This window comes from Streptomyces altiplanensis (assembly GCF_053591575.1).
This window is the reverse complement of sequence record NZ_JBSFUB010000073.1, coordinates 1-26,908: the sequence shown is the minus strand read 5'-3', so window position 1 is coordinate 26,908 and position 26,908 is coordinate 1. Positions and strand designations below refer to the sequence as shown.

Below are 26,908 nucleotides of genomic sequence, written 5' to 3'. Positions count from 1 at the left end.
GACGGAACGCGCGTGGACCTGTTCGAGTATCAGGCGAGGGACCTCTTCGCCAAGCACGGTGTACCGGTGCTGGCCGGTGAAGTCATCGAGACGCCTGAGGCGGCGCGCGAGGCCACCGAGCGTATGGGCGGCAAGTCGGTCGTCAAGGCCCAGGTCAAGGTCGGTGGCCGCGGCAAGGCCGGCGGCGTGAAGCTGGCCGCCACCCCGGACGAGGCTGTTGCCCGTTCGACGGACATCCTCGGCATGGACATCAAGGGCCACACGGTCCACAAGGTGATGATCGCCGAGACCGCTCCGGAGATCGCGGAGGAGTACTACGTCTCGTACCTCCTCGACCGGACCAACCGCACCTTCCTCGCCATGGCGTCCGTCCAGGGCGGCATGGACATCGAGGAGGTCGCGGAGAAGACCCCCGAGGCCCTCGCGAAGGTGCCGGTCAACGCCGTCGAGGGCGTGACCATCGAGAAGGCCCGCGAGATCGTCGCCCAGGCGAAGTTCCCGGCCGAGGTCGCCGAGCAGGTCGCCGAGGTCCTGGTGACGCTGTGGGACACCTTCGTCGCCGAGGACGCGCTCCTCGTCGAGGTCAACCCCCTCGCGAAGGTCGCCGACGGCCGCATCATCGCGCTCGACGGAAAGGTGTCTCTCGACGAGAACGCCGACTTCCGTCAGCCCGAGCACGAGGCCCTCGAGGACAAGGCCGCAGCCAACCCGCTCGAGGCTGCCGCCAAGGCCAAGAACCTCAACTACGTCAAGCTCGACGGCGAGGTCGGCATCATCGGCAACGGCGCCGGTCTGGTCATGTCGACCCTGGACGTCGTCGCGTACGCCGGTGAGAACCACGGCAACGTGAAGCCCGCCAACTTCCTCGACATCGGTGGCGGCGCCTCCGCCGAGGTCATGGCGAACGGCCTGGAGATCATCCTCGGCGACCCGGACGTCAAGTCCGTGTTCGTCAACGTCTTCGGTGGCATCACCGCCTGTGACGAGGTCGCCAACGGCATCGTCCAGGCCCTGGAGCTGCTCAAGACCAAGGGCGAGGAAGTCACCAAGCCGCTGGTCGTGCGTCTCGACGGCAACAACGCGGAGCTCGGTCGCAAGATCCTCTCCGACGCCAACCACCCGCTCGTGCAGCGCGTGGACACCATGGACGGCGCGGCCGACAAGGCCGCCGAGCTCGCGGCTGCGAAGTAAGGGACGAGGTCAGAACACCATGGCTATCTTCCTGACCAAGGAATCCAAGGTCATCGTCCAGGGCATGACCGGTGCGACCGGCATGAAGCACACCAAGCTCATGCTGGCCGACGGCACCAACATCGTCGGTGGCGTGAACCCGCGCAAGGCCGGCACGTCCGTCGACTTCGACGGCACCGAGGTACCGGTCTTCGGCTCCGTCAAGGAGGCGATGGAGAAGACGGGCGCCGACGTGTCCGTCCTCTTCGTGCCGCCGGCCTTCGCGAAGGCCGCCGTCGTCGAGGCGATCGACGCCGAGATCCCGCTCGCCGTCGTGATCACCGAGGGCATCGCCGTCCACGACTCCGCCGCCTTCTGGGCGTACGCGGGCTCGAAGGGCAACAAGACGCGGATCATCGGCCCGAACTGCCCCGGTCTCATCACCCCGGGCCAGTCCAACGCCGGCATCATCCCGGGCGACATCACCAAGCCCGGCCGCATCGGTCTCGTGTCGAAGTCGGGCACGCTGACCTACCAGATGATGTACGAGCTCCGTGACATCGGCTTCTCGTCCGCCGTCGGCATCGGTGGCGACCCGGTCATCGGTACGACGCACATCGACGCCCTCGCGGCGTTCGAGGCCGACCCCGACACCGACCTGATCGTGATGATCGGTGAGATCGGTGGCGACGCCGAGGAGCGTGCCGCGGACTACATCGCGAAGAACGTGACGAAGCCGGTCGTCGGTTACGTCGCGGGCTTCACCGCCCCCGAGGGCAAGACGATGGGCCACGCCGGCGCGATCGTGTCCGGTTCTTCTGGCACCGCACAGGCCAAGAAGGAGGCCCTTGAGGCCGCGGGCGTCAAGGTCGGCAAGACGCCGACCGAGACGGCCAAGCTGGCGCGCGCCATTCTGGCCGGCTAGTACGCCGCTCCGGCGCCTGCGCCTGCTTCTGCGCCTGCTTCTGTGCTCGCGTTCGCGCTCCGGCTGTCCGGTACGGGCCCGTATCCCCTGGTGAGGGGGTACGGGCCCGTTCGCGTTCGGTCAGCCGGTCAGCCGGTCAGCCGGTCAGTGGGTTTCCGGGACCAGGCGGTGCGGGCCGTTCGTCGGAGCCGTGCGGAGCTTGTCGCGCAGTTCCTCGTCCTGGGGCGAGAGGGTCTGCGGGCCGGCGTACACCGGGACGCCGCCGACGGGTTCGCCGGGCGCGGGCGTGGGCTCGTACCGCGTGGGCGCTGTGGTGAGGGTGAACCCTGTGGCGCCGATGATCGCCGCGGTGAAGCAGGCGGTCGCCTGCGTCCAGAAGCGTGTCCTGCGCTCGCTCCCCCTCCGTACGGCGCGGGCGGGCGGCAGCCCGACGGGCGGTACCGGCCCGGTCTCGGCGAGGTCGTTGAGGCGCTCGTGGAACAGCGCGGACTGCTCGGCGGGGGTGCGGGCGTTCGCGAGTGCCGGCAGTCGCTGCGCGACCACGGCGCGCGCGTTGAGCAGGCGGTTCGCGGCGGCCCGGGTGCTCGCCTCGGTCTCGGCCGCCGTGTCGGGGAGGCCGAGGCCGAGGCCGTCGTACAGCAGGAGGGTGCGGCGGTGTCTGGGCGGCAGGGCCAGCAGCGCGTCGAGCAGCACCCGGCGGTCGCGGTCGCCGGGGGGCAGGTCGGGGCGCTTGCGGGTGAGGCGCAGCCGGTGCCAGGGGGAGGTCGCGTACTCGTGCGCCACTGCCCTGACCCAGCCCGCCGGGTCGCGGTCGGTGGCCACCTCGGGCCAGCGCTGCCAGGCGAGGTGGAAGGCGTACTCGACGGACTCGCGGGAGAGGCGCCGGCTTCCGGTGAGGAGGTAGGTCTGGGCCAGGACGGCGGGGGCGGAGCGGGTGCAGAGGGTGTCGAAGGCATCGGCGGGGGTGGGTGGCGGGGCGGGGGGCTCGCTGCTGGGTGGTGTGGGGATGGGGGTGGGCGTGGGGATGGTGGGTGCGGGGGCGGGTTCTGGTTCCTGGGGCGGTGCGGGTGCGGGTGCTGGTGCGGGGGCTTCGGGGCCGGTGCCGCGCCGGGGCGTCTCCTCGGGCGCCGAACGTTCGGGTACGGGGACTTCTTCGGGCTCGTTGCGTTCGGCGTCCTGCGGGGAGCGCCCCGGCACGTCCCCTCCCGGCACCGCAGGTGCCGCGGCGGGGGGCTCGTCGGAGGAGGCGAGCAGCTCGGCGTACGCCGCACGCTTGTCGCGCTTGGGGTTACTCCGGCCGGACTCCCATGACGCGACCGTCTCGCGGGTGACGCCCAGAGCGGCGGCGACCTGCTCCTGGCTCAGCGATTTCGCTTCGCGCAGCCTGCGCCGTTCCATGGCGGAGGGCAGCGGGGTGGCGGAGGTGGATTCAGTGCGCTGCGTCATGAAATCCCCTCATAACGCTGCACCAGGCAAAAAAGTACATAAACATATATTGAGCGACACGGCAGTCGATCACGTGTTACACGCATTAAGCGCGTGTCGTTGACAGCATGTCCGGGTGACTCAAGTGACCCATCGCGGTACGTGGTTGCCGTCCGTGCACAGCCGTTCCTCGGCGCAGGCCGCCTGTCTCGTGCGGGGAGCGGTCGCCGCGGGGCTCGGCCTCGGTTCGCTCGCCGTCCTGGTGACGGTGTTGTGGATCAGCTCTCCGTATCCCGACAGCGGGCCCGGCGGGGCGTTGCGCGCCGCCGCCGGGCTGTGGCTGCTGGCCCACGGGGCCGAGCTCGTCCGCTACGACACGCTGTCCGGGGTCCCCGCGCCCGTGGGACTGACCCCGATGCTGCTCGCGGCGGTGCCGGTGTGGCTCGCGCACCGGGCCGCGCGCGACGCGCTGGAGCCCCAGGACGGGCGCCCGCGGCCGTCGGCGTGGGTGGTGCTGTGCGGTGTCACCGGTGGTTACGCGGCGGTGGGGGCTGCCGCGCTGCTGTACGCGTACGGCGGGCCGCTGCCCGCCGGGGTGCTCAGCGCGGTGCTGCACCTGCCCGTCGTCGCGGCGGCGAGCGCGGCGGGCGGGGTGTGGACGGCGAACGGGCACCCGCTCGGACCGCTGCCGGACTGGGTGCCGCAGGGCGTGCGGACGGCCGTGGTGCGCTCCCGGTTCAGGGTCGCGCTGCGGGCCGCCGGAGCGGGGACCGCGGTGCTGCTGGGCGGCGGAGCGATGGTCGCGCTGGCGTCACTGGTGTGGCACGCGGGGGCGGCGCAGGGGGCGTTCCTGCGGCTGGCGGGGGTGTGGTCCGGGCAGTTCGCGCTCGTGCTGCTGATGCTGGCGCTCGCGCCGAACGTGGCCGTGTGGGGCGCCGCGTACGGGCTCGGTCCCGGTTTCGCCCTCGGTGCGGGCGCGACGGCCACGCCGCTGGGTGTGGTGGGGGCACCGGCGCTGCCGGACTTCCCGCTGCTCGCGGCGGTTCCGGCCGGTGGGGGAACGGCGCCGGCCGCCTGGGCGACGCTGGCCGTGCCGGTCGCGGCGGCGGCCGCGGTCGCGTGGTTCACGGTACGCACGGCCGTACCCCCCTTCGCCGTACGGGAGGAAGCCTGGACCGCCCGTGAGACGGCCCTCGCGGCCGCTCTGGCCGGCGTGGGGTGCGCGGTGGCGATGGCGGTACTGGCGGTGCCGGCGGGCGGTCCGCTGGGCGCGGGCGCGCTGTCGGAGTTCGGGCCGGTGTGGTGGCGTACGGGCGGTGCGGCGCTGGTGTGGACGGTGACGCTGGGTGTCCCGGGCGCGCTCGCCCTGCGCGCGTGGCGCCTGCGCGACCGCACCTCCCGCCCGTGGCGCGGGACGACGCCGCCGGACGCCGGGCCGTACGACGGCGAAGCCGATTTCTTCCCCGTCGGCGATCCCTCGGCCAGTACGCAGGTGGACTGGCACGACAGCGGTGCGCGCGAGGTGGGGTGGGCGGTGGCGGAGGGGCCCGGGAGCGCGGCGGACGGGGCGTCCGCCGCGCTCCCGCCGCCGTAGAGCGGGGGCGTCCCGCGGCCCGGGACTACTCCTTCACGCCGAAGACCGGGCGCAGGGACTTCGGAAGCAGTTCGTTGCAGGACACCTGCGCGGACTGGGTCAGGGAGTCCTGTACGCACGTGTAGTAGTCGCGGTAGACCAGCTGCACCGTGAACGTCGTCGCCACGATCACGAGCGCGAGCGCCGCCGTGACCAGGCCGCTCACCGCCGCCGTCGTCTGCGGCTTCGTGCTGCCGGCCGTCGGCGCCGGCACCTGCACGGGCGTGGCCGGCGCGACGGCGCCCGCCGCCGCGCCCTGGCCCTGCCCCCGACGCGGCTTCGCGCGCAGCGAGCTGATGCCCCAGTACAGCGCCAGCGCTCCCAGCAGCAGCGCGACCTCGGGGAGGTCGAACAGCGCGAAGAAGAACGCCCACATGCCGGAGAGCAGCGCGTAGCGCGCCCGGCGCTGCGCCGGGTCCGTGGGATCCCACCGCAGCCCCGTGTTGTTTCCGCCGCCCTGGCCGCCCGGCCCCTCGGGGCTGCTCTGGCGTCCGCCCCATCCGCCGCCCTGGCGGCCCGGCTGGCGGGGGCTCCACCGGTCGCCCTGCGAGGGCTCGCCCCCGTCGTCGTGGCCACCGCCGTTCGCCGGCTCGCGCGGCCGCCACGGCTCGTCGGGCCGTCCCTCGGGGGGCGGCGCGAAGGGGTTGTCGTCCCCCTGCGGCGACGGCGTCGACGAGGACTGGCGTTCCCGCAGCAGCCACTGAGAACCCCGCTGTCCGGCGTACGTCTCGGACAGCGGGAGGCGGAGAGCCGCGCGGCGGCGTCGGTCCGTCATCTGGTGAACGTCTTCCCCTCGGACCCGGTGCACAGAGGGTCCTTGTGTGTCGTCTGTTCCCGTCCGGAGACGGATGGTCGCCGTCCGCGGACGGACTCCTGTCCCCTGACGCTACCTCCCGGCCACGCACCCGTCCCGTGGGGGCCGCTCGGTGTGCCGGTATCGTTGCCGACGGTTGGCGTCTTCGTAGAGTTCCCCGTATCGGGAGGCTCGATTCGTTCGTACGACCACACAAGCCGCACCATCCGCGAGAAAGAGACCCGCCGTGGCCTCCCCGCCCCCTTCGCAGACCGTCTCCCCCCGTGCCTCCGGCGCGCCGGCCCGCATCGTCGTGCTGGTCTCCGGCTCCGGTACGAACCTCCAGGCCCTGCTCGACGCCATCGGTGACGACCCCGCCGCGTACGGCGCGCAGATCGTGGCCGTCGGCGCCGACCGGGAGGGGATCGTGGGTCTGGAGCGCGCCGAGCGCGCCGGAGTGCCGACCTTCGTCCGCCGCGTGAAGGACTTCTCCTCGCGCGAGGAGTGGGACCTGGCGCTGGCCGAGGCCACGGCGGCGTACGAGCCCGATCTGGTCGTGTCGGCCGGCTTCATGAAGATCGTGGGCAAGGAGTTCCTCGCGCGCTTCGGCGGCCGGGTCGTGAACACCCACCCCGCCCTGCTGCCCAGTTTTCCCGGGGCCCACGGCGTGCGCGACGCACTCGCGTACGGCGCGAAGGTCACCGGATGCACCGTCCACTTCGTCGACGACGGCGTCGACACCGGCCCGGTCATCGCGCAGGGCGTGGTCGAGGTCCGGGACGAGGACTACGAAGACGGTGGTGCCGCTCTGCACGAGCGCATCAAGGAAGTCGAGCGACGGCTGCTCGTCGATGTCGTGGGGCGCCTGGCCCGTAACGGCTATCACATCGAGGGACGAAAGGTAGTTATCCAGTGACCGCCGAAGGTACGAAGCGGCCGATGCGCCGCGCGTTGGTCAGCGTCTACGACAAGACGGGCCTCGAAGAGCTGGCCCGCGGCCTGCACGAGGCGGGCGTCACCCTGGTCTCCACCGGCTCCACCGCCGGGAAGATCGCCGCGGCCGGTGTCCCGGTCACCAAGGTCGAGGAGCTCACCGGCTTCCCCGAGTGCCTGGACGGCCGCGTCAAGACGCTGCACCCGCGCGTCCACGCCGGCATCCTCGCCGACCTGCGCCTCGACGCGCACCGCGCGCAGCTGGAGGAGCTGGGGGTGGAGCCGTTCGACCTGGTGGTCGTCAACCTCTACCCGTTCAAGGAGACCGTCGCCTCCGGCGCGAGCGCGGACGAGTGCGTCGAGCAGATCGACATCGGCGGCCCGTCGATGGTCCGCGCCGCGGCCAAGAACCACCCGTCGGTCGCGGTCGTCACCAGCCCCGAGCGGTACGCCGATGTCCTCGACGCGGTCAAGGACGGCGGTTTCGACCTGACGGCCCGCAGGCGTCTGGCGGCCGAGGCCTTCCAGCACACGGCGGCGTACGACGTGGCGGTCGCCTCCTGGTTCGCCGCCGACTACGCGGCGGCGGACGACAGCGGCTTCCCGGACTTCCTCGGTTCGACGTACGAGCGGAAGAATGTTCTGCGGTACGGCGAGAACCCGCACCAGCCCGCGGCGCTCTACACCTCCGGCACGGGCGGCCTCGCCGAGGCGGAGCAGCTGCACGGCAAGGAGATGTCGTACAACAACTTCACGGACACGGAGGCCGCGCGCCGCGCCGCGTACGACCAGACCGAGCCCTGTGTCGCGATCATCAAGCACGCCAACCCGTGCGGCATCGCCGTCGGCGCGGACGTCGCCGAGGCGCACCGCAAGGCGCACGCCTGCGACCCGCTGTCCGCCTTCGGCGGCGTGATCGCCGTCAACCGGCCGGTGTCGGTGGCGATGGCCGAGCAGGTCGCGGAGATCTTCACCGAGGTCATCGTCGCCCCGGGGTACGAGGACGGCGCCGTCGAGGTGCTGGCCCGCAAGAAGAACATCCGCGTGCTGGTCTGCCCCGACGCCCCCTCCGAGGAGATCGAGGTCAAGGCGATCGACGGCGGCGCGCTGCTCCAGGTCACCGACCGGCTCCAGGCCGAGGGCGACGACCCGTCCACCTGGACGCTCGCCGCCGGCGAGGCGCTCTCCGACGGCGAACTCGCCGAGCTGGCCTTCGCCTGGCGCGCCTGCCGCGCCGTGAAGTCCAACGCGATCCTGCTCGCCAAGGGCGGCGCGTCCGTCGGCGTCGGCATGGGCCAGGTCAACCGCGTCGACTCCGCGAAGCTCGCGGTGGAGCGCGCGGGCGAGGAGCGCGCCCAGGGGGCGTACGCCGCCTCCGACGCGTTCTTCCCGTTCCCGGACGGGCTGGAGATCCTGCTGGACGCCGGGGTCAGGGCCGTGGTCCAGCCGGGCGGTTCGGTCCGTGACGAGCAGGTCGTCGAGGCCGCGAAGAAGGCGGGCGTGACGATGTACTTCACCGGCACGCGCCACTTCTTCCACTGATGACGGAAGGCCGCGGTCCCCACGGGGACTGCGGCCTTCGTCGTCCGGGCGTGTCCGCCCGCGCCCTGCGCGTTACGCGCGCTGACGGTTGAACCACTGTCCGCCGTCGGACTTGGCGAGGAACACGATGATCAGGACGGCCAGGACCGTGTGGACCAGGCCGACCAGGATGAACGGGTAGATACCGAGCAGAGCGGTGATCGCGCCGAACACTATGGTGGTGATGCGGATGCCGTTGCCGCCGCTGCCGAACTTCACGGCGAGGAAGATCGCGAGCACGCCCCACAGCAGGACCAGGACGGTGCCGCCCCACAGCGCGCCGGACGACATGTCCGCCAGTTCCTGGAACTGGACGTCGTTCCTGAGCGACGGCTCGTCCTTGGCCGCGCTGATCGTGACGGCGGTGAGCCCGAAGAGGATCGCGCCGATGACCTGGAAGCCCGCGATGACGTACAGCATGACGCGGGCGGCCTTCACGCCGCCCGGCATCTCCTGCGGCATGCCCGGGTAGCCGCCGTACTGCTGCTGCACCGGCGGAGCCTGCGGATAGCCGTAACCGGGCTGCTGGCCCTGGGGCGGCACGCCCTGGGGGGCCTGCTGCGGGTAGCCGTAGCCGGGCTGGCCCTGCTGGCCGCCCTGCTGACCCTGCGCGTACGGATTGTTCGGGTCGCCGAAGCTCATGGCGGTGTTCCTCCGTTGGAAGTGCTGGGGACGACGCGGCCGGCGCGGAAGGAATTCTGCTCGACGAACCGGTTCTGCCCCCCGCCGCTGCCCGCGGCACTGCGCGGATCATCGTTGTAGGCCACTCGTCTCCTTGTCCAGCGGGTATTCGTATGTGTTGTGCAAGTGCAACCTCGGGGCCGCCCGGAGGCCGCGGCGCGTGCGGCCGCCGGGGCCTGATTGGAACCCGGGCGGGTCCATCCGCGAGGATGGGGACATGAGCGCCCAGATTCTCGATGGCAAGGCCACCGCAGCCGCGATCAAGTCCGACCTGACCGCCCGCGTGGCGGCTCTGAAGTCCAAGGGCGTCGTCCCCGGGCTCGGCACCGTGCTGGTCGGTGACGACCCCGGCAGCAAGTGGTACGTCGCGGGCAAGCACCGCGACTGCGCCCAGGTGGGCATCGCGTCGATCCAGCGCGAACTGCCCGCGACCGCCTCCCAGGAGGAGATCGAGGCGGTGGTGCGGGAGCTCAACGAGAACCCGGAGTGCACGGGCTACATCGTCCAGCTCCCGCTCCCCAAGGGCATCGACACCAACCGCGTCCTGGAGCTGATGGACCCGGCCAAGGACGCCGACGGCCTGCACCCGATGAGTCTCGGCCGGCTCGTGATCGGCGAGCCCGGCCCGCTGCCGTGCACGCCGTACGGCATCGTCCAGCTGCTCCGCCACCACGGCGTGGAGATCAACGGAGCGAACGTCGTGGTCGTCGGCCGCGGCATCACCATCGGCCGCCCGATGCCGCTGGTGCTGACCCGCAAGTCCGAGAACGCGACGGTGACCCAGTGCCACACCGGCACGCGTGACCTGTCCGCGCACCTCAGGCAGGCGGACATCGTCATCGCCGCGGCGGGTGTGCCGCACCTGATCAAGCCCGAGGACGTCAAGCCGGGCGCGGCCGTGCTCGACGTCGGCGTCAGCCGGGACGAGGACGGCAAGATCGTCGGAGACGTCCACCCGGGCGTCGCGGAGGTCGCCGGCTGGGTCGCCCCGAACCCGGGCGGTGTCGGCCCGATGACCCGCGCCCAGCTGCTGGTCAACGTCGTCGAGGCGGCGGAGCGCTCCGCCGCCGACGCCGACTCCGCCGCGAGCTGAGCGGGAAGGAAGCGCCACCCATGGGTGCTGGTACGAGCCCGGACGACCCGGCCGCCACCGGGGACGCCACCGTGGAGGCGGTCGCGCGCGACACGGAGGGCACCGGAGGCGCGGAGGGTACCGGGGACGCGGAGGGCGCCCGCGGTCCGGAGGGCGCCCGCGGTCCGGAGGACGCCCGCGGTCCGGAGGACGCCCGCGGTCCGGAGGGCGCCGGGGACGCGGAAGAGGCCCTCGGTACGGAAGAGCCCGAGCCGGCGGCCAAGGGCGTCGTCAGCGCCCCGGGTCCGGACGGACCCGTCCGGACCACGCGGCGCTTCCCGATGTTCACCCGGGACACCGCGCGGCCCGAGGGCGGCGGACGGGCCGCGTCCGGGGACGCCGTGGCCCCGGTCCGGCAGTGGCCGTTCCTGACCGTCCTCGGCGCGACCGGGCTCGGGCTGTTCCTCGTCGCGGTCGACGCGTTCGGCCTCGGCTTCCGCATCGGCACGCTGCTGATCGGCCTGGCCCTGATCTCCGGCGCCGTGATGCGCCGGCTGGTCCCGTCCGTGGGCATGCTGGCCGTGCGTTCGCGCTTCACCGACATGGCGACGTACGGCCTGCTCGGCACCGTCATCGTGCTACTCGCGCTGATGGCCCAGCCCAGTCCGTGGCTGGAGTTCCCGTTCCTGGAGTCGGCGGTCCGCTTCACGGTGCGGTAGGGACGCGGCGGGGACCTCCGGCCTCCGGTCTTCCTCGTACGTGACGGGGCGGCGGGGCGGCGGCCGAGGCCGGGGCCGCCGGGCCGGGCCGCCACCGGGGGACGGCACTCCGGGAAGCCGGGAGGGGGCGCGCAGGGGGAGCGCGCCGGACTCCCGAACGCTCCCGTGCGCTCCTGCCCCAGGAACTGACACCCTGGCTTCGCGCATCCCTTTGGGTAGTCCGGACCACGGACCGTGAAGGGTCCGGCAGGGGACGCGGGAGCACGGGGCACATCGGGCACGTACGGGGGGACAAGGGGGAAGCAATGCCTCGTTGGAAGGATCTGCCGGAGGAGCTCGATCCTCAGGTCAAGGAGTTCACCGACCAGCTGCGCCGGCTCGTCGACCGGAGCGGACTCGGCGTCTCGGCGGTGGCGGACCGGACGGGCTACAGCAAGACGTCCTGGGAGCGCTATCTGAACGGCCGGCTGCTCGCGCCCAAGGGCGCGGTCCTCGCGCTGGCCGAGGCGACCGGTACGAACGCGGTCCACCTGACCACCATGTGGGAGCTCGCGGAACGCGCGTGGAGCCGTTCCGAGATGCGCCACGACATGACCATGGAAGCGATCCGCATCTCGCAGGCGCGTGCCGCCCTGGGCGGGTCCGGCCGGACCGCCGCGCCCGCCAAGGGCGGCACGCCGGGCCGGCGCACCACCACGGATCCGGCCGCCCCCGCCGCGGGCCGGGGCTCCGCCGGTACGGGAACGGGCCCCGGCGCGGGCTCCGCCGGCACGGGTCCGGGCGCACGTACGCCGCAGGACTTCGGCATACCGCGGCAGCCGACCGGCAGGGAACCGGGGCGGGGCCCGGGGGCGGTGCCGGGTCCGGGGCCGGGTCCGGACCCCGCCCCGGGGCCGGGTTCGCCGGACGGCCGGCGCGGGCACCGGAAGGTCACGATGTTCCTCGCGGGCGTCGTGGGCACGCTCCTGGTCATAGCGGCCGCCGTACTGCTGACCGGCCCCGGCGGCGAGGACAAGGATCCCGTCGTGAAGGACAGGCCGACGGTCCGGCCGGCCACTTCGGCCCCCGAGCTGCCCCTCGGTGTCGAGTGCAGCGGCGACGCCTGCACGGGCAAGGACCCGGAGACCATGGGCTGCGGCGGTGAGTTCGCCAGGACGACGGCCAGCGCGACCGTGGGCACCTCCCTCGTCGAGGTCCGGTACAGCAGGACGTGCGGGGCGGCGTGGGCGCGTATCACCCGGGCGGCGGTGGGCGACACGCTGCGGATCACGGGTGCCGGGACCGCCAAGGGGCAGAACGGTCTGGTCGACGCGGACAGGGACGCGTACACCCCCATGATCGCCGTCGCCGGGTCCGGTGACGCGAAGGCGTGCGCGACCCTGGCGTCCGGCGCGAAGGGCTGCACCCCTCAGGAATAACCGGCGAAGAGGGGAATGCCCGCGCCCGCACGGGGAAGGAGCGCGGCATCCCCCCACGGGTGCGCGGCACCCCGGTGGGCGGCCGCCCGCGTTCCCCCCCTGCGCGGGCGGCCGCCCGCGTTCGGGGGGATGTGCGCTCCACCACACGGGGTCGGGAGATCGTCGCCCCCCGGGTCGGATAGCCTGACCGCTGGATATCTCTTCACGTCAAGATTCAGCCGCCGGACCGGCGCCGGAGTCGGGGCGTGCCGGGGATGTCCAGCAACGAGGGGCAGGGACCCCCACCGCCAGCTGTCTTACGGAGATCGCCATGACCCGCACTCCCGTGAATGTCACCGTCACCGGCGCGGCCGGCCAGATCGGCTACGCGCTGCTCTTCCGCATCGCCTCCGGCCACCTGCTCGGCGCGGATGTGCCGGTCAAGCTGCGTCTCCTGGAGATCCCACAGGGCCTGAAGGCCGCCGAGGGCACCGCCATGGAGCTCGACGACTGCGCCTTCCCGCTGCTCCGGGGCATCGAGATCACCGACGACCCGAACGTCGGCTTCGACGGCGCCAACGTCGCCCTCCTCGTGGGCGCCCGCCCGCGCACGAAGGGCATGGAGCGCGGCGACCTGCTGTCCGCCAACGGCGGCATCTTCAAGCCGCAGGGCAAGGCCATCAACGACAACGCCGCGGACGACATCAAGGTCCTCGTCGTCGGCAACCCGGCCAACACCAACGCGCTCATCGCGCAGGCCGCGGCCCCGGACGTACCGGCCGAGCGCTTCACCGCGATGACCCGCCTGGACCACAACCGCGCGCTGTCGCAGCTCGCGAAGAAGACCGGCGCCCCGGTCTCCGACATCAAGCGCCTCACCATCTGGGGCAACCACTCGGCGACCCAGTACCCGGACATCTTCCACGCGGAGATCGCCGGCAAGAACGCCGCCGAGGTCGTGAACGACGAGCAGTGGCTGGCCGACACCTTCATCCCGACCGTCGCCAAGCGCGGCGCGGCGATCATCGAGGCCCGCGGCGCGTCCTCGGCCGCCTCGGCCGCCAACGCCGCCATCGACCACGTCCACACGTGGGTCAACGGCACGGCGGCCGGCGACTGGACGTCGATGGGCATCCCGTCGGACGGCTCCTACGGCGTCCCGGAGGGCCTCATCTCCTCCTTCCCGGTGACCTGCAAGGACGGCAAGTACGAGATCGTCCAGGGCCTGGACATCAACGAGTTCTCCCGCGCGCGCATCGACGCGTCGGTGCAGGAGCTCAAGGAAGAGCGCGACGCGGTGCGCGAGCTCGGCCTGATCTGATTTCCGCGTTCCGCGTTCCGCGGATACGCGCCGACGCCCCCGGCAGCCGGTCCGACCGGCCGCCGGGGGCGTTGTCGTGCCCGGTGCCGCGCTGTCCACGCCGGTCGCGAGCGGCAGGGGCGCTGTCGCCTCCCCGGCTGCCTCCCGGGCCCGGGCCGAGGCGTTCGCCCGCACGGCGGAGGAAACGGCCGTCACTTCGCCCTGGGCGACAACTTTTGACCAGGTCTGATCTATAACGTTCGTGATGCAGGGCACTTTCGGCCATGTTCTGTGCATGGTTCTCGCCCTTGGGGGGAGGGCTCCCGATCGCCGGTCTTTACTGGCGGAACATATCGGGAACGGAAGGCGAAACGCGACGTGTCGGCACAACAGACCATTCATGTGGACGGAAAGTGGCAGGCGGCTACTTCCGGTGCCACACGCGAGATCATCGACCCCGCGGACGCCAAGCCCTTCGCCGTCGTCGCCGAGGGCGGCGCCGCGGACGTCGACGCCGCTGTGGCGGCGGCCCGTGCGGCGTTCGACTCGGGGGAGTGGCCCCGTACCCCGGTGGCCGAGCGGGCCGCGCTGCTGCGGCGCGTCGGTGAGCTGCTCCAGCGGGACCGCGAGGAGATCACCCTCCTGGAGAGCCGTGACGCCGGGAAGACGCTGGAAGAGGGCCGGGTCGACGTCGACTGCGTGAGCGACGCCTTCCGTTACTTCGCCGACCTCGTCGTGGGCGAGAGCGGCGGCCGGGTCGTCGACGCCGGGTCGCCCGAGATCCACAGCGTCGTCGTGCACGAGCCGGTCGGCGTCTGCGCGCTCATCGCGCCCTGGAACTACCCGCTCCTCCAGGCGAGTTGGAAGATCGCCCCGGCTCTGGCCGCGGGCAACACCTTCGTGGTCAAGCCGAGCGAGATCACTCCCCTGACGACCGTCGCGCTCATCGGGCTGCTGGCCGAAGCGGGACTTCCGGCCGGTGTCGCCAACCTCGTCACCGGCGCGGGCGACCCCGTCGGCGCGCGCATGGCGGAGCACCCCGATGTCGACCTCGTGTCGTTCACGGGCGGCCTCGCCAGCGGTACGAAGGTCATGCAGGCCGCGGCCGTCACCGTGAAGAAGGTCGCGCTGGAGCTGGGCGGCAAGAACCCGAACGTCGTCTTCGCCGACGCCTGCGCCACCGAAGAGGGCTTCGACACCGCCGTCGACCAGGCCCTGAACGCCGCCTTCATCCACAGCGGACAGGTCTGCTCGGCCGGTTCCCGGCTCATCGTCGAGGAGTCGGTGCGCGAGCGCTTCGTCGCCGAACTCGCCCGCCGGGCCGCGAGGATCCGCCTCGGCCGCGGCACGGCCGACGGCGTGGAGTGCGGGCCGCTCGTCTCCGCGCAGCAGCTGGCGAAGACCGAGATGTACGTCGCCTCCGCGCTGGAGGAGGGCGCGGTCCTGCGCTCCGGCGGCGCGCGGCCCGAACCGTCCGACGTACGGCCCGAGGGCGGGTACTTCTACGCGCCGACCGTCCTCGACCAGTGCCACCGCGAGATGCGCGTCGTACGCGAGGAGGTCTTCGGGCCGGTCCTGACGGTGGAGACCTTCCGTACCGAGGACGAGGCCGTCGCCCTCGCCAACGACACCGAGTACGGCCTGGCCGGCGGTGTGTGGACGGCCGACGCCGGGCGCGCGCGGCGCGTCGCGGGGCGGCTGCGGCACGGCACCGTGTGGATCAACGACTTCCACCCCTACCTGCCGCAGGCGGAGTGGGGCGGCTTCGGCAAGTCGGGCATCGGGCGCGAGCTCGGGCCCTCCGGTCTCGCCGAGTACCGCGAGGCCAAGCACGTCTACCAGAACCTGGAACCGCGCCCGGTGCGCTGGTTCGCGGGCTGACACCCGGCCCGGCCCGACGCGGCCCGGCCCGCCCGTCCCCTCCCCCCATTACGCGACAGCACTTTGTGGCGCCCCGCACGAAGAGGAGCAGCAACCCATGCCCGTATACGACTACGTCGTCGTCGGCGGCGGAACCGCAGGTTCGGTGATCGCGTCCCGGCTCACCGAGGACCCGTCCGTCCGCGTCGCCGTCATCGAGGGCGGTCCCTCCGACGTCGACCGCCCCGAAGTCCTCACGCTGCGCCGCTGGATGGGCCTGCTGGGTGGTGACCTCGACTACGACTACCCCACCACCGAGCAGCCGCGCGGCAACTCCCACATCCGGCACAGCCGCGCCCGCGTCCTGGGCGGCTGCTCCTCGCACAACACCCTCATCGCCTTCCAGCCGCTGCCGTCCGACTGGGACGAGTGGGCGGCCGCCGGCGCCGAGGGGTGGGACGCCGCCTCCATGGCGCCGTACTTCCACAAGCTGCGCAACAACATCGTGCCGGTCGACGAGAAGGACCGGAACGCCATCGCCCGCGACTTCGTCGACGCCGCGCAGAGCGCCATCGGTGTGCCGCGCGTCGAGGGGTTCAACAAGGAGCCCTTCCACGAGGGCGTCGGCTTCTTCGACCTCGCGTACCACCCGGAGGACAACAAGCGCTCGTCCGCCTCGGTCGCGTACCTGCACCCCTTCCTCGACCGGCCGAACCTCCACCTCATGCTGGAGAGCTGGGCGTACAGGCTGGAGTTCGACGGGACCCGGGCGACCGGCGTCCACGTCCGTACGAAGGACGGCGAGGAGGTGCTCGTCGAGGCGGGCCGCGAAGTGCTGGTGTGCGCGGGCGCGGTGGACACCCCGCGGCTGCTGCTGCACTCCGGCATCGGCCCGAAGGCCGACCTCGAAGCGCTCGGGATACCCGTCGTGCACGATCTGCCCGGAGTCGGCGAGAACCTGCTCGACCACCCGGAGTCGGTCATCGTCTGGGAGACGGACGGGCCGATCCCCGAGAACTCGGCGATGGACTCCGACGCGGGTCTGTTCGTACGGCGTGACGCGGCGAGCCGCGGCCCGGACCTGATGTTCCACTTCTACCAGATCCCGTTCACCGACAACCCGGAGCGCCTCGGCTACGAGCGGCCCGAGCACGGCGTGTCGATGACCCCGAACATCCCCAAGCCGCACAGCCGCGGCCGGCTCTTCCTGACCAGCGCCGACCCGGCCGTGAAGCCCGCGCTGGACTTCCGCTACTTCACGGACGAGGACGACTACGACGCCCGGACGCTCGTCGACGGCATCCGCATCGCCCGCGAGATAGCCAAGGCCGAGCCGCTGGCGAAGTGGCTCAAGCGCGAGGTCTGCCCCGGCCCCGAGGTCACCTCCGACGAGGACATCAGCGAGTACGCCCGCAAGGTCGCGCACACCGTGTACCACCCGGCGGGCACCTGCCGCATGGGTGCCCGCGAGGACGAAGGTGCCGTGGTGGCACCGGACTTGAAGATCCGTGGACTCGAAGGCATCCGCATCGCCGACGCCTCCGTCTTCCCGACGATGCCCGCCGTGAACCCGATGATCGGGGTCCTGATGGTCGGGGAGAAGTGCGCCGAACTGCTTGTTCCGACAACCGCACCGGGAGGTGATGCGTGATGACCGCCGCCGAACCGGTCTTCTCCGTACAGAACCTGTGGAAGGTCTTCGGACCGAAGGCCGACCGCGTCCCCGCGCACCAGGAGTACGCCGATCTGCCCGCCGACGAGCTGCGGGCCCGCACCGGCTGCACCGCCGCCGTGCGTGACGTCTCCTTCGACGTGCGCAAGGGGGAGGTCTTCGTCGTCATGGGGCTGTCCGGCTCCGGCAAGTCCACCCTCGTACGCTGCCTGACCCGCCTCGTCGAGCCCACCTCCGGCACCGTCGTCATCGACGGCGAGGACGTCCTGTCCATGGACCGGACGCGGCTGCGCGAACTGCGCCGCCACCGCGCCTCCATGGTCTTCCAGCACTTCGGCCTGCTGCCGCACCGCACCGTCCTCGACAACGTCGCCTACGGCCTGGAGATCCAGGGCATGGGCCGCGCCGAGCGGCGCGCCAGGGCCGCCGAGGTCGTCGAGAAGGTCGGCCTGGCGGGGATGGGGGAGCGCCGGCCCGGCCAGCTCTCCGGCGGGCAGCAGCAGCGCGTGGGCCTGGCCCGCGCCCTCGCCGTCGACCCCGAAGTGCTGCTCTTCGACGAGCCGTTCAGCGCCCTCGACCCGCTGATCCGCCGCGACATGCAGGAAGAAGTCGTCCGCCTGCACCGCGAAGAGGGCCGCACCATGGTCTTCATCACCCACGACCTGAGCGAGGCGCTGCGGCTCGGCGACCGGATCGCGCTGATGCGCGACGGCCGGATCGTGCAGCTCGGCACCCCGGAGGAGATCGTCGGCGCGCCCGCCGACGACTACGTGCGGGACTTCGTGCGCGACGTACCGCGCGAGCAGGTCATGACCGTACGCACGGCCATGCGCCCCGCCGGCGACGTGCGCGAGACCGAGACCGGCGCGTCCGTCTCCCCCGACGCCACCGTCTCGGCCGCCATCGAGGCCGTCGCCCGCACCGGCGAGCCCGCCCGCGTCATGGAGAACGGACGCTGCGTCGGCATCGTCGACCACCAGGGGCTCCTCGCCGTCGTCGCGGGCCTGGGCACGACGAAGGCGGTCGCCGCATGACGGCGGCCGTCACCGCGCCCGTGAAGGACGGGGCGACGGCGGGGCCCGCCCTGGGCCGGTTCGCCGCTGTCGTACGCCACCGGGCCGGCCGGAAGCTGCTCGCGCTCGCCGCCGCCGCGTTCGTGCTCGTACCGCTCGGCATCGTGCTGGGGGGCGGCGGCAGCTGGCCCGCCGGCCTGACCGTCGACGTGTCGGGCCCGCTCGACGACGCCAACCTGTGGGTCATCGACAACCGCGACACCCACCCGCTGTTCCTGTACTTCCTGCTGCACCTCTCCAACACCGCCACCGACGCGGTCGGCGCCGTCTACAACGGCCTGGACGCGCTCGGCTGGCCGGGCTTCGCCGCCCTGGCGGTGCTCTTCGCGTGGCGCGCCGCCGGACTCGGCCGGCGCGGCGCGAAGACGGCGGGCACCGCGGCCGTCGTGTTCGCCGTCTGCGGGCTGCTCGGCATGTGGGACGCCACCCTGCTCACCCTCGCGCTGATGGTGGTGGCGGTCGGCCTCGCCTGCGTACTCGGCATCCTGCTCGGACTCGTGGCCGGCCTCTCCGACCGCTTCCACCGGATGCTGCGCCCGGTGCTCGACACGATGCAGGTCATGCCGGCCTTCGCCTACCTGCTGCCGTTCGTGCTCGTCTTCGGCACCGGTACGCCCGCGGCCCTCCTCTGCACGGTCATCTACGCCGCCCCGCCGATGGCCCGCCTCACGGCGCTCGGGCTGCGCGGCGCCGACGCCGGGGTCCTGGAGGCGTCGGCCTCGCTCGGCGCGAACGGATGGCAGCGGCTGTGGACGGCGCGGCTGCCGCTGGCCCGCAGGGAGATGCTGCTCGGCCTCAACCAGACGATCATGATGGCGCTCTCGATGGTCGTCATCGCGGCGCTCGTCGGCGCCGGCGGTCTCGGCGAAGAGGTCTACTCGGCGCTGTCCACGGTCGACGTCGGCAAGGCGCTCTCGGCCGGCATCCCGATCGTGCTGATCGCGGTCTGGCTCGACCGCACGACCGCGGCGGCGGGCGAGCGGCTCGGCACTTCCGCGCCGGGCGCCTCCCGGCTGCCGCACGGGTGGCGCGGCTGGGCGCTGGTCGCGGCGGCCACCGCGGCCGCCGCCGTGGCCGGCCGCGCGCTGTCGGCGCGGACCTGGCCGCAGGGCTGGACGTACGACATCTCCACGCCCGTCAACAGGGCCCAGGGCTGGGTCACCGAGCACCTCGCCTCGGGCGTCCCGGTCCTCGGCGGCACGGACGTCTGGTCGGAGAACTTCACGCTGTGGGTGCTCAACCCGCTGCGCGACGGTCTGGTCTGGCTGCCCTGGTGGGCGCTGCTGCTGCTCGTCGCCGCTCTGGCGTGGCTGGCCGGGTCGTGGGCGACCGCGCTCACCTCGACGCTCGCGATGGGCGCCGTCGGCGTGCTCGGCGTATGGACGGAGTCCCTCGACACGCTCTCCCAGGTGATCGCGGCGCTCGTCGTGACGCTGCTGCTGGGCTTCGCGCTCGGCGTCGCGGCGGCGCGGGCGGGACGCTTCGAGCGGTGGATGCGGCCGGTGCTGGACGCGATGCAGACGATGCCGCAGTTCGTGTACCTGATCCCGGTGGTCGCGCTGTTCGGCGTCACGCGCGCGTCCGCGATCATCGCGGCCGTCGTGTACGCGCTGCCCGCCGTCGTCCGCATCACCACCCAGGGCATCAGGGACGTCGACCCGTCCGCGCTGGAGGCCGCACGGTCCATGGGCGCGAGCTCCCGCCAGCAGCTCCTCCAGGTCCAGCTGCCGCTGGCCCGCCCGGCGCTCCAGCTCGCCGTCAACCAGGGCGTGGTCCTGGTGCTCGCGGTGGTCGTCGTCGGCGGCCTCGTCGGTGGCGGCGCGCTCGGTTACGACGTGGTGAAGGGCCTCTCGCGCGGCGAGATGGGCGTCGGCGTGACCGCCGGCGCGGCGATCGTCTGCCTCGGGCTCGTGCTCGACCGGCTCACCCAGCCCGGCGCGGCCCGCTCCCGTTCGGGCGGCTGACCGCCCGTCCCTCCGCCGCCCGCCCCGCCAGAGAAGAGAGACCCCCTCACCATGCGCACGAACACGCGGAAACTCCGTACGGCCACCGCTTGCGCCGCCGCCCTCGGGCTGCTCGCGCTCAGCGGGTGCACAGCCGCCGAGACCGGCAGGAGCAGCGTCGTCGACGGCGCGAAGACCGTCAGGCTGACCGTCCCGTCGTGGGTCGGGGCCCAGGCCAACACCGCTGTGGCGGCGTACCTCCTGGAGGAGGAGCTGGGCTACACCGTCAAGACCCAGCAGATGGGCGAGGTCCTCGCGTGGGACGCGCTGTCGAGGGGCAACATCGACGGGATCCTGGAGGACTGGGGTCACCCCGAGGAGGAGAAGCGGTACGTCGACACCAAGAAGACCGTCGTCAGGGGCGGCGGTCTCGGCGTCACCGGGCACATCGGCTGGTTCGTGCCGAAGTACTACGCCGACAAGCACCCGGACGTCACGGACTGGAAGAACCTCAACACGTACGCCGAGGACTTCCGGACCGCGGAGAGCGGCGGCAAGGGCGAGATCCTCGAAGGATCGCCCGACTACGTCACCAACGACGACGCGCTCATCAAGAACCTGAAGCTGGACCTGAAGACGACCTACGCCGGCTCCGAGGCCAGCCAGATCACGGCCATGCAGAAGTACGCCAAGGCCAAGAAGCCGTTCCTGACGTACTGGTGGACGCCGCAGTGGCTGAACGCCGAGATCGAGATGGTCGAGGTGAAGCTGCCGGAGTACAAGGAAGGCTGCGACGCCGTCCCGGAGAAGATCGCCTGCGGCTACCCGGAGACGCCGCTCCAGAAGTTCTTCAACGCGGACTTCGCGAAGAACGGCGGCGAGGCGGCGGAGTTCCTGAAGAACTTCAGGTGGACGACCGAGCAGCAGAACGAGGTCGCCCTGATGATCGCGGACGAGAAGATGGCGCCCGAGGCCGCGGCCGAGAAGTGGGTCAAGGAGAACGAGCCGACGTGGAGGGCCTGGATGCCGGAGAAGTGAGCGGCACCCGGGGCGGGGCGAGGGGCCCGCTGCCGGTACGGGCATTCCTGTACGGGCGGCGGGCCCCTCGCCGTGCGTCAGCGCTTGAAGGCGCCCGGGGTGTAGTGGCCCGGGACCATGCGGGTCGTCACGCCGAACCGGTTCCAGGAGTTGATGACCGCGATCACGGCCGTCAGCTGGGCCAGTTGGACGTCGTCGAAGTGCTTGGCGGCCTTCTCCCACACCTCGTCGGGGACGGCCCCTTCGGTCAGGACGGTCACGGCCTCGGTGAGTTCGAGCGCCGCGGCCTCCTGCTCCGTGTAGAAGTGCCGGGACTCCTCCCAGGTGGCGAGCTGGATGATCCGCTCGACCGTCTCGCCCGCGGCGAGCGCGTCCTTGGAGTGCATGTCGAGGCAGAAGGCGCAGTGGTTGATCTGCGAGGCACGGATCTTGACCAGCTCGACCAGGACGGGGTCGAGGCCCTTCTTCGCCGCGATCTCGAGCGCGAGCATGGCCTTGTAGACCTCGGGCGCCAGTTTCGCCCACTGCAGGCGGGGCGTGTGCTCGTGGGCGTACTCGGTGGCCGTGGCGTTCGCGCCCGTGGTCGGGTCTGTGCTCGTTTCTGTACTCATGGGGACGACGCTACGGGGGCGTCGGCCCACCGGTATGGTCCATTTCCGTGACGGATTCATGGGCCAATGCGGCGGCGGCCGCCGATGTCACCGCCGATGTCGTCGCCGGAGTCGACCTCCACGTCGAGCTGAGCGGCCGCGGGCTGCGCACGGGCCTGATGGACGCCCTGCGCGAAGCCGTCCGCACGGGACGGCTGGCCCCCGGCACCCGGCTGCCGTCCTCCCGCTCGCTCGCCGTCGACCTCGGAGTAGCCCGCAACACCGTCGCCGACGCGTACACCGGCCTGGTCGCCGAGGGCTGGCTCACCGCCCGCCAGGGCTCGGGCACACATGTCGCCCAGCGGGCCGCCGGCCGGCCGGCCGGCGCGCGCAGGGCCGTGCCCGCCGCCGCGCCCCGGCGCGGTGCCCGCCGCACACCGGCGTACAGCCTCCTGCCCGGCGCCCCCGACCTGGCGTCCTTTCCGCGCGCCGAGTGGCTGAAGGCGGCCAGGCGCGCGCTGACCGCCGCGCCGCACGAGGCCTTCGGGTACGGCGACCCGCGCGGGCGCGTCGAGCTGCGCACCGCCGTCGCCGAGTACCTGGCGCGGGCGCGCGGTGTGCGGGCCACGCCGGACCGGGTCGTCATCTGCTCGGGCTTCGCGCACGGCCTGAGGCTCATGGCGAAGGTGCTGAGGGCACGCCGCGTACGGGGGGTGGCGGTGGAGTCGTACGGCCTCGACGTCCACCGGAACCTGCTCACGGACGCGGGGCTGCGCACCCCGGCGCTGGGGTTCGACGGGCTCGGCTCGCGCACCGGGGAGCTGGGGGAGCCGGGGGAGCTGCGTGGCGTCGGGGCGGTGCTGCTGACGGCGGCCCACCAGTTCCCGATCGGGGTCGCGCTGCACCCGGACCGCCGCGCGGCCGCCGTCGACTGGGCGCGCGGTACGGGCGGGCTGATCCTGGAGGACGACTACGACGGGGAGTTCCGCTACGACCGGCAGCCCGTCGGCGCCCTTCAGGGACTCGATCCGGAACGCGTGGTCTACCTGGGGACGGCGAGCAAGTCGCTCGCGCCGGGGCTGCGGCTGGGCTGGATGGTGCTGCCCCAGGAGCTCGTGGAGGAGGTGACGGAGGCCAAGGGACGGGTCGACTGGGTGTCGGGCGCGCCGGACCAGCTCACGCTCGCGGAGTTCATCGGCTCGGGGGCGTACGACCGCCATGTGCGCTCCATGCGGCTGCGCTACCGGCGGCGTCGCGACCAGCTGGTGGCGGCGCTGGCGGAGCGGGCGCCGGACGTACGGGTGACGGGGATCGCGGCGGGGCTGCACGCGGTGCTCGAACTGCCGGCGGGCACGGAACGGTCCGTGGTGCAGGCGGCGGCGTGGCAGGGGCTCGCGCTGTACGGCGTGGACAGCTTCCGGCATCCGTCGGTGGAGCGGGACCGGGACGCCCTGGTCATCGGGTACGGGACACCGCCGGACAGCGCGTGGACGGGGGCGCTGGACGCGCTGTGCCGGGCGCTGCCGTGAGTGACGGCTCGCGCCCGGCAGAGGGGGAGGGGGAGCCCCGGCCGGACGGGGGGACCGACCGGGGCCGTATGAGGTGTGGGTGCGGCGGACGCCTTCCGGCTTCTCGTTCCGCCCCACATAAGGGTGAACGATAAACCACTCCCGCGAGTTCCCGGACGGCGGCCTCAGTCTTTCGCGGAAGGGGCCGGGGCCGTCCCCTGCGCCACCGCGCCGACCGAGGCCTCACCGAACCGGGCCAGGGCGAGCGCCCCCGCCACCGCCACCACGAACCCCGCGACCGCGGCCGCCGCCAGGCCGTCCCGCGTGCGGTCGCCGAGCCAGACGACGCCCACCACGGCCGGGCCGACCGTCTCGCCGACCACCATGCCCGCCGTCGCCGTGGTCACCGAACCGCGCTGGAACGCCGAGGCGAGCAGCAGGAACGCCGCGCCGCCGGCCAGCAGCAGCGCGTACACGGCGGGGTCGGCGACGAGCGCCGAAGGCGTCAGGCCGTCGAGCAGCCGCACCGAGACCGACACCACCCCGAAGCAGGTGCCCGCGCCGAGCCCCAGGACCAGGGCGCGGGACCGGCCGGGCAGGCGGCCCGCCGGGGCGCCCGCGAGCAGCACGGCGCCCGCGACGCCCAGGAGGACGTACCGCAGGGCGGGCGGGCCCTCGCTCCCGCCCTCCGCGCCGGAGGAGAGCCCGAGCACCGCCAGGCCCGCGCAGACCGCGGCCACCGCGCCCCACTCCGTACGGCTGAGGCGGACCCGCAGCACACGGGCGGCGGCCACCGCGGTGACGGCGAGGCTCGCGGACTGGGCCGCCTCGACGGCGTAGAGGGGGATGGTGAGCAGGGCGACGACCTGGAGCGTGAAGCTGAGGCCGTAGAGGGCGAGACCGACGGCGTACCGCCACTGGCGCAGGGAGCGCAGCAGCAGCCTCACGTCGACTCCGCTGCCGGTGCCGGGCCGCGCGGCGCGGGTCGCGACGGCCTGGAGGACGGAGGCCGTACCGATGCAGACCGCCGAACAGAGCGCGCAGATCATCCCAAGGAGCACAAAACGACTCTAGAGGGGAAGGGAACGCACACCGGGTTCCGGTGGCGGAAGCGGGCCATCTAGTCTGTCGGACGGTCCGAAGGATCTGTTCGAACGGCGGGGAAGGGACCGGAACATGGCGGTACGACGGCGCAGACTGAGGTCGGGCACCGTGCTGCTCGGCGGCATGGGCGTCCTCGCGGCGACGCTCACCGCCTGCGGCTCGGAACCCGACCGGCGGTGCGTGGACCCGAAGACCCACAAAGTGCTGCCCGACTACAAGTGCGACGACGACGGCACCGGCAGGTACTACTACGGCGGCCGCGTCAGCAGCGGCAAGGTCACGGACGGCAGCTTCGACAAGTCCGCGGTCGACCGGGGCGGCTTCGGCTCCGGCTCCGGCTCCGGCGGCGGCTGACGGACCGTGGAATCTCCAGGCACCCCGGGTACCCGCCGATGAAGCGGCACACGATCGAACCCCGCCCCGACTGGCAGCGGACCGTCGAGGAGCAGGGCCTCGTCTATCCGCTGACCCGCTTCCCCGACGGGTCGCTGCGCCCGTACTGGGACGAGAGCGCGTACTACGCGTTCTCCCTGCCCGAGGTCGAGGCGATGGAGGAGGCCGTCGAGGAACTGCACGCCATGTGCCTGGCCGCCGCCGCGCACATTGTCGAGCACGACCGCTTCGCCGACCTCGGCATCACGGACCCCAAACTGGCCTCGCGCGTCGCCGCCTCCTGGCACCGGCGGGCCGAACTCCCGTCCATCTACGGGCGGTTCGACCTCCGGTACGACGGCACGGGCCCCGCCAAGATGCTGGAGTACAACGCCGACACGCCCACCTCGCTGGTGGAGGCGGCCAGCCCGCAGTGGTTCTGGATGGAGGAGCGCTTCCCCGGCGCCGACCAGTGGAACTCCCTGCACGAGCGGCTCGTCGACGCGTGGCGGCGCCAGGCGCCGCTCCTGCCGCCCGGGCCGCTGCACTTCGTCCACTCGGAGGGCGACGAGCTCGGCGAGGACCTGATGACGGTGGCGTACCTGCGCGAGACCGCCCAGCAGGCCGGCATCGCCACCGAGGCGCTGTCCGTCGAACAGATCGGCTGGGACCGGCTCTCGGGCCGCTTCGTCGACGGCCGTCTGCGCTTCATCCGCAGCTGCTTCAAGCTCTACCCGTGGGAGTGGCTGACGACCGACCGCTTCGGCCCGCACGTCCTGGACACCCTCGACAACGGCGGCGGCACCGGCAGCACCTGCTGGATCGAGCCGGCCTGGAAGATGCTGCTCTCCAACAAGGCGCTGCTGGCGATCCTCTGGGAGCTCTACCCCGGCCACCCGAACCTGCTCGCCGCGTACCTCGACGGCCCCCGCGAACTGGCCGCCGCCGACGGCCCCGGGTACGTCGCCAAGCCGCTGCTCGGCCGCGAGGGCGCGGGCGTCACGGTCCACGCCCCGGGTGCGGCCCCCGCTCCGGCCGCGGGCGAACAGCGCCTCTGCTACCAGGAGCTGGCCCCGCTGCCCGACTTCGACGGCAACCGCGTGGTGCTCGGGGCATGGGTCGTCGAGAACGAGGCGGCCGGTCTCGGCATCCGCGAGTCGTCGGGTCTGGTCACGGACGAGTACGCCCGCTTCCTGCCCCACGTCATTCTCTGAGAGCCGGCGGCGGGCCGGGGCGTCAGTCCAATGGGCCACCCCGCGTGCAGCGCGCCGCCCCGAAGGACACTCTGCTCACGTGGACCGGGGTGAGGTCCAGGGGAGGGCCCGCTCAGGCCCGGCGCACCTGCCGGGCCCTCACTCTCCAGGAGTTCGCATGCCCGCACGCACCGTCAAGGCAGCGCTCGCGCTCGCCGTCGTCTCCTCGCTGGCCCTGGCAGCCGGCCCGGCGCAAGCCGGGAACGACAGCCGGGACACGGAGAAGAGGAGGCAGGCCGACCTGGCCAAGGTCTATGTGGCGACGGCCAAGTACCTCTGGGAGCCGCTCGCGGTGCAGCACGGCTTCAAGCGGACCGACGAATGCGCGGCCCTGCCGGACGTGGGCGCCATGGGCTACCACTACGTCAACCAGAAGAACGTCGGCTCCACCGACCCGGCCCGGCCGGCGGCCCTGCTGTACGAGCCCGGACCGAAGGGCGAGAAGCGGAAGCTGGTGGCGGTGGAGTACATCGTCGTCGACCGTGACCAGAACCTCGAGACGGACGACGACCGCCCGACGATGTTCGGCCAGGAGTTCGAGGGGCCGTTGGAAGGCCGCGAGCCGGGCATGCCGGTCCACTACGAGCTGCACGTCTGGCTGTACAAGACCAACCCGAAGGGGCTGTTCGACCCGTGGAACCCCACGGTGCACTGCCCCGCGACCTGACCGCGGCCCGGCCTCGCTCCGGCCGTGCCCGTGCGTCCGCCGCGCCGAGCACCACCAGTGCGCCCGGCGGGAGAGCGGCCGCGGCAGGGGGCGGGGCGTCGGTCGCCCTCCATGACCACCATGTCGGCGGCCTTGATGAAGCTGCCGATGGTGAGGAGGAGGTGGTGGAGCCGGGCGTCGCCGCGGAGCTTGGTGCGGA

At 72.6% G+C, this 26,908-nt stretch carries 23 protein-coding genes; 18 read left to right on the top strand and 5 right to left on the bottom strand.

Annotated features, from left to right (window positions below; translation table 11 throughout):
• Window positions 1–12: 12 nt before the first annotated feature.
• A complete protein-coding gene (gene sucC, locus ACWD0Y_RS26545) occupies window positions 13–1,191 on the top strand; it encodes an ADP-forming succinate--CoA ligase subunit beta (protein ID WP_450262844.1) in 1,179 nt (392 codons plus the stop codon).
• A gap of 19 nt (window positions 1,192–1,210) precedes the next feature.
• Window positions 1,211–2,095, top strand: a complete 885-nt coding sequence (sucD, locus tag ACWD0Y_RS26540) for a succinate--CoA ligase subunit alpha (RefSeq protein WP_093799462.1) — start codon at window positions 1,211–1,213, stop codon at window positions 2,093–2,095.
• Between the two features lie 144 nt (window positions 2,096–2,239).
• Here the strand turns inward: sucD and ACWD0Y_RS26535 are convergent, their stop codons facing one another.
• On the bottom strand, window positions 2,240–3,541 hold the full coding sequence (locus tag ACWD0Y_RS26535; protein ID WP_450262843.1) for a helix-turn-helix domain-containing protein: 1,302 nt from the start codon (window positions 3,539–3,541) through the stop codon (window positions 2,240–2,242).
• 154 nt (window positions 3,542–3,695) lie between these two features.
• On the opposite strand from ACWD0Y_RS26535, the gene ACWD0Y_RS26530 reads away from it, so the two are divergent.
• On the top strand, window positions 3,696–5,114 hold the full coding sequence (locus ACWD0Y_RS26530; protein WP_450262842.1) for a cell division protein PerM: 1,419 nt from the start codon (window positions 3,696–3,698) through the stop codon (window positions 5,112–5,114).
• Between the two features lie 25 nt (window positions 5,115–5,139).
• On the opposite strand, the gene ACWD0Y_RS26525 is transcribed toward ACWD0Y_RS26530, so the two are convergent.
• Window positions 5,140–5,928 carry a hypothetical protein gene (locus ACWD0Y_RS26525; RefSeq protein ID WP_450262841.1) on the bottom strand — a complete coding sequence of 263 codons (789 nt, stop codon included), beginning with the start codon at window positions 5,926–5,928 and terminating at the stop codon, window positions 5,140–5,142.
• 265 nt (window positions 5,929–6,193) lie between these two features.
• Here ACWD0Y_RS26525 and purN point away from each other — a divergent pair, with 265 nt between their 5' ends.
• A complete protein-coding gene (gene purN / locus ACWD0Y_RS26520) occupies window positions 6,194–6,862 on the top strand; it encodes a phosphoribosylglycinamide formyltransferase (protein WP_450262840.1) in 669 nt (222 codons plus the stop codon).
• A 23-nt stretch (window positions 6,863–6,885) separates the two neighbouring features.
• Complete coding sequence (purH, locus tag ACWD0Y_RS26515) at window positions 6,886–8,421, top strand: bifunctional phosphoribosylaminoimidazolecarboxamide formyltransferase/IMP cyclohydrolase (RefSeq protein WP_450262839.1); 1,536 nt, start codon at window positions 6,886–6,888, stop codon at window positions 8,419–8,421.
• 72 nt (window positions 8,422–8,493) lie between these two features.
• Here the strand turns inward: purH and ACWD0Y_RS26510 are convergent, their stop codons facing one another.
• Window positions 8,494–9,102: a hypothetical protein gene (locus ACWD0Y_RS26510; RefSeq protein ID WP_450262838.1), complete on the bottom strand. Its 609-nt coding sequence runs from the start codon at window positions 9,100–9,102 to the stop codon at window positions 8,494–8,496.
• 256 nt (window positions 9,103–9,358) lie between these two features.
• On the opposite strand from ACWD0Y_RS26510, the gene ACWD0Y_RS26505 reads away from it, so the two are divergent.
• From ACWD0Y_RS26505 to ACWD0Y_RS26465, 9 genes are all read left to right on the top strand, one after another.
• Window positions 9,359–10,234, top strand: a complete 876-nt coding sequence (locus tag ACWD0Y_RS26505) for a bifunctional methylenetetrahydrofolate dehydrogenase/methenyltetrahydrofolate cyclohydrolase (RefSeq protein WP_450262837.1) — start codon at window positions 9,359–9,361, stop codon at window positions 10,232–10,234.
• A gap of 20 nt (window positions 10,235–10,254) precedes the next feature.
• Window positions 10,255–10,932 (top strand): DUF3017 domain-containing protein, encoded by a 678-nt coding sequence (locus ACWD0Y_RS26500; protein ID WP_450262836.1) that lies wholly within the window; start codon window positions 10,255–10,257, stop codon window positions 10,930–10,932.
• A gap of 305 nt (window positions 10,933–11,237) precedes the next feature.
• Entirely contained in the window at window positions 11,238–12,350 is a 1,113-nt protein-coding gene (locus tag ACWD0Y_RS26495) for a DUF2690 domain-containing protein (RefSeq protein ID WP_450262835.1), read from the top strand.
• Between the two features lie 310 nt (window positions 12,351–12,660).
• On the top strand, window positions 12,661–13,650 hold the full coding sequence (locus ACWD0Y_RS26490) for a malate dehydrogenase (RefSeq protein ID WP_450262834.1): 990 nt from the start codon (window positions 12,661–12,663) through the stop codon (window positions 13,648–13,650).
• A 357-nt stretch (window positions 13,651–14,007) separates the two neighbouring features.
• Window positions 14,008–15,510: an aldehyde dehydrogenase family protein gene (locus ACWD0Y_RS26485; protein WP_450262833.1), complete on the top strand. Its 1,503-nt coding sequence runs from the start codon at window positions 14,008–14,010 to the stop codon at window positions 15,508–15,510.
• 97 nt (window positions 15,511–15,607) lie between these two features.
• Window positions 15,608–17,140, top strand: a complete 1,533-nt coding sequence (locus ACWD0Y_RS26480; protein WP_450262832.1) for a GMC family oxidoreductase — start codon at window positions 15,608–15,610, stop codon at window positions 17,138–17,140.
• Entirely contained in the window at window positions 17,140–18,195 is a 1,056-nt protein-coding gene (locus ACWD0Y_RS26475; RefSeq protein WP_450262831.1) for a quaternary amine ABC transporter ATP-binding protein, read from the top strand. Before ACWD0Y_RS26480 ends, ACWD0Y_RS26475 begins: the two co-directional genes overlap by 1 nt.
• Complete coding sequence (locus ACWD0Y_RS26470; protein WP_450262830.1) at window positions 18,192–20,198, top strand: ABC transporter permease subunit; 2,007 nt, start codon at window positions 18,192–18,194, stop codon at window positions 20,196–20,198. Before ACWD0Y_RS26475 ends, ACWD0Y_RS26470 begins: the two co-directional genes overlap by 4 nt.
• A gap of 51 nt (window positions 20,199–20,249) precedes the next feature.
• Window positions 20,250–21,215: an ABC transporter substrate-binding protein gene (locus tag ACWD0Y_RS26465; protein WP_450262829.1), complete on the top strand. Its 966-nt coding sequence runs from the start codon at window positions 20,250–20,252 to the stop codon at window positions 21,213–21,215.
• Window positions 21,216–21,292: 77 nt separating this feature from the next.
• Here ACWD0Y_RS26465 and ACWD0Y_RS26460 read toward each other — a convergent pair whose 3' ends face one another.
• Window positions 21,293–21,826: a carboxymuconolactone decarboxylase family protein gene (locus ACWD0Y_RS26460; protein ID WP_450262828.1), complete on the bottom strand. Its 534-nt coding sequence runs from the start codon at window positions 21,824–21,826 to the stop codon at window positions 21,293–21,295.
• 47 nt (window positions 21,827–21,873) lie between these two features.
• On the opposite strand from ACWD0Y_RS26460, the gene pdxR reads away from it, so the two are divergent.
• Window positions 21,874–23,334, top strand: coding sequence for a MocR-like pyridoxine biosynthesis transcription factor PdxR (gene pdxR, locus ACWD0Y_RS26455; protein WP_450262827.1), 1,461 nt, complete (start codon window positions 21,874–21,876; stop codon window positions 23,332–23,334).
• Window positions 23,335–23,498: 164 nt separating this feature from the next.
• Here the strand turns inward: pdxR and ACWD0Y_RS26450 are convergent, their stop codons facing one another.
• Window positions 23,499–24,362 carry a DMT family transporter gene (locus ACWD0Y_RS26450; protein ID WP_450262853.1) on the bottom strand — a complete coding sequence of 288 codons (864 nt, stop codon included), beginning with the start codon at window positions 24,360–24,362 and terminating at the stop codon, window positions 23,499–23,501.
• 127 nt (window positions 24,363–24,489) lie between these two features.
• On the opposite strand from ACWD0Y_RS26450, the gene ACWD0Y_RS26445 reads away from it, so the two are divergent.
• The 3 genes from ACWD0Y_RS26445 (at window position 24,490) to ACWD0Y_RS26435 (ending at window position 26,709) form a co-directional block, all read left to right on the top strand.
• A complete protein-coding gene (locus tag ACWD0Y_RS26445; RefSeq protein WP_450262826.1) occupies window positions 24,490–24,771 on the top strand; it encodes a hypothetical protein in 282 nt (93 codons plus the stop codon).
• 38 nt (window positions 24,772–24,809) lie between these two features.
• Entirely contained in the window at window positions 24,810–26,003 is a 1,194-nt protein-coding gene (locus ACWD0Y_RS26440) for a glutathionylspermidine synthase family protein (RefSeq protein WP_450262825.1), read from the top strand.
• Between the two features lie 157 nt (window positions 26,004–26,160).
• Window positions 26,161–26,709, top strand: coding sequence for a hypothetical protein (locus tag ACWD0Y_RS26435; RefSeq protein WP_450262824.1), 549 nt, complete (start codon window positions 26,161–26,163; stop codon window positions 26,707–26,709).
• Window positions 26,710–26,908: the final 199 nt, after the last annotated feature.

Excerpts from the sequence above, each read along its gene's own strand:
- sucD (WP_093799462.1), top strand. The coding sequence starts at position 1,211 with ATGGCTATCTTCCTGACCAAGGAATCCAAGGTCATCGTCCAGGGCATG.
- ACWD0Y_RS26535 (WP_450262843.1), bottom strand. The coding sequence starts at position 3,541 with ATGACGCAGCGCACTGAATCCACCTCCGCCACCCCGCTGCCCTCCGCC.
- ACWD0Y_RS26525 (WP_450262841.1), bottom strand. The coding sequence starts at position 5,928 with ATGACGGACCGACGCCGCCGCGCGGCTCTCCGCCTCCCGCTGTCCGAG.
- purH (WP_450262839.1), top strand. The coding sequence starts at position 6,886 with ATGCGCCGCGCGTTGGTCAGCGTCTACGACAAGACGGGCCTCGAAGAG.
- ACWD0Y_RS26510 (WP_450262838.1), bottom strand. The coding sequence starts at position 9,102 with ATGAGCTTCGGCGACCCGAACAATCCGTACGCGCAGGGTCAGCAGGGC.
- ACWD0Y_RS26505 (WP_450262837.1), top strand. The coding sequence starts at position 9,359 with ATGAGCGCCCAGATTCTCGATGGCAAGGCCACCGCAGCCGCGATCAAG.
- ACWD0Y_RS26500 (WP_450262836.1), top strand. The coding sequence starts at position 10,255 with ATGGGTGCTGGTACGAGCCCGGACGACCCGGCCGCCACCGGGGACGCC.
- ACWD0Y_RS26495 (WP_450262835.1), top strand. The coding sequence starts at position 11,238 with ATGCCTCGTTGGAAGGATCTGCCGGAGGAGCTCGATCCTCAGGTCAAG.
- ACWD0Y_RS26490 (WP_450262834.1), top strand. The coding sequence starts at position 12,661 with ATGACCCGCACTCCCGTGAATGTCACCGTCACCGGCGCGGCCGGCCAG.
- ACWD0Y_RS26480 (WP_450262832.1), top strand. The coding sequence starts at position 15,608 with ATGCCCGTATACGACTACGTCGTCGTCGGCGGCGGAACCGCAGGTTCG.
- ACWD0Y_RS26475 (WP_450262831.1), top strand. The coding sequence starts at position 17,140 with ATGACCGCCGCCGAACCGGTCTTCTCCGTACAGAACCTGTGGAAGGTC.
- ACWD0Y_RS26470 (WP_450262830.1), top strand. The coding sequence starts at position 18,192 with ATGACGGCGGCCGTCACCGCGCCCGTGAAGGACGGGGCGACGGCGGGG.
- ACWD0Y_RS26465 (WP_450262829.1), top strand. The coding sequence starts at position 20,250 with ATGCGCACGAACACGCGGAAACTCCGTACGGCCACCGCTTGCGCCGCC.
- ACWD0Y_RS26460 (WP_450262828.1), bottom strand. The coding sequence starts at position 21,826 with ATGAGTACAGAAACGAGCACAGACCCGACCACGGGCGCGAACGCCACG.
- ACWD0Y_RS26450 (WP_450262853.1), bottom strand. The coding sequence starts at position 24,362 with ATGATCTGCGCGCTCTGTTCGGCGGTCTGCATCGGTACGGCCTCCGTC.
- ACWD0Y_RS26445 (WP_450262826.1), top strand. The coding sequence starts at position 24,490 with ATGGCGGTACGACGGCGCAGACTGAGGTCGGGCACCGTGCTGCTCGGC.
- ACWD0Y_RS26440 (WP_450262825.1), top strand. The coding sequence starts at position 24,810 with ATGAAGCGGCACACGATCGAACCCCGCCCCGACTGGCAGCGGACCGTC.
- ACWD0Y_RS26435 (WP_450262824.1), top strand. The coding sequence starts at position 26,161 with ATGCCCGCACGCACCGTCAAGGCAGCGCTCGCGCTCGCCGTCGTCTCC.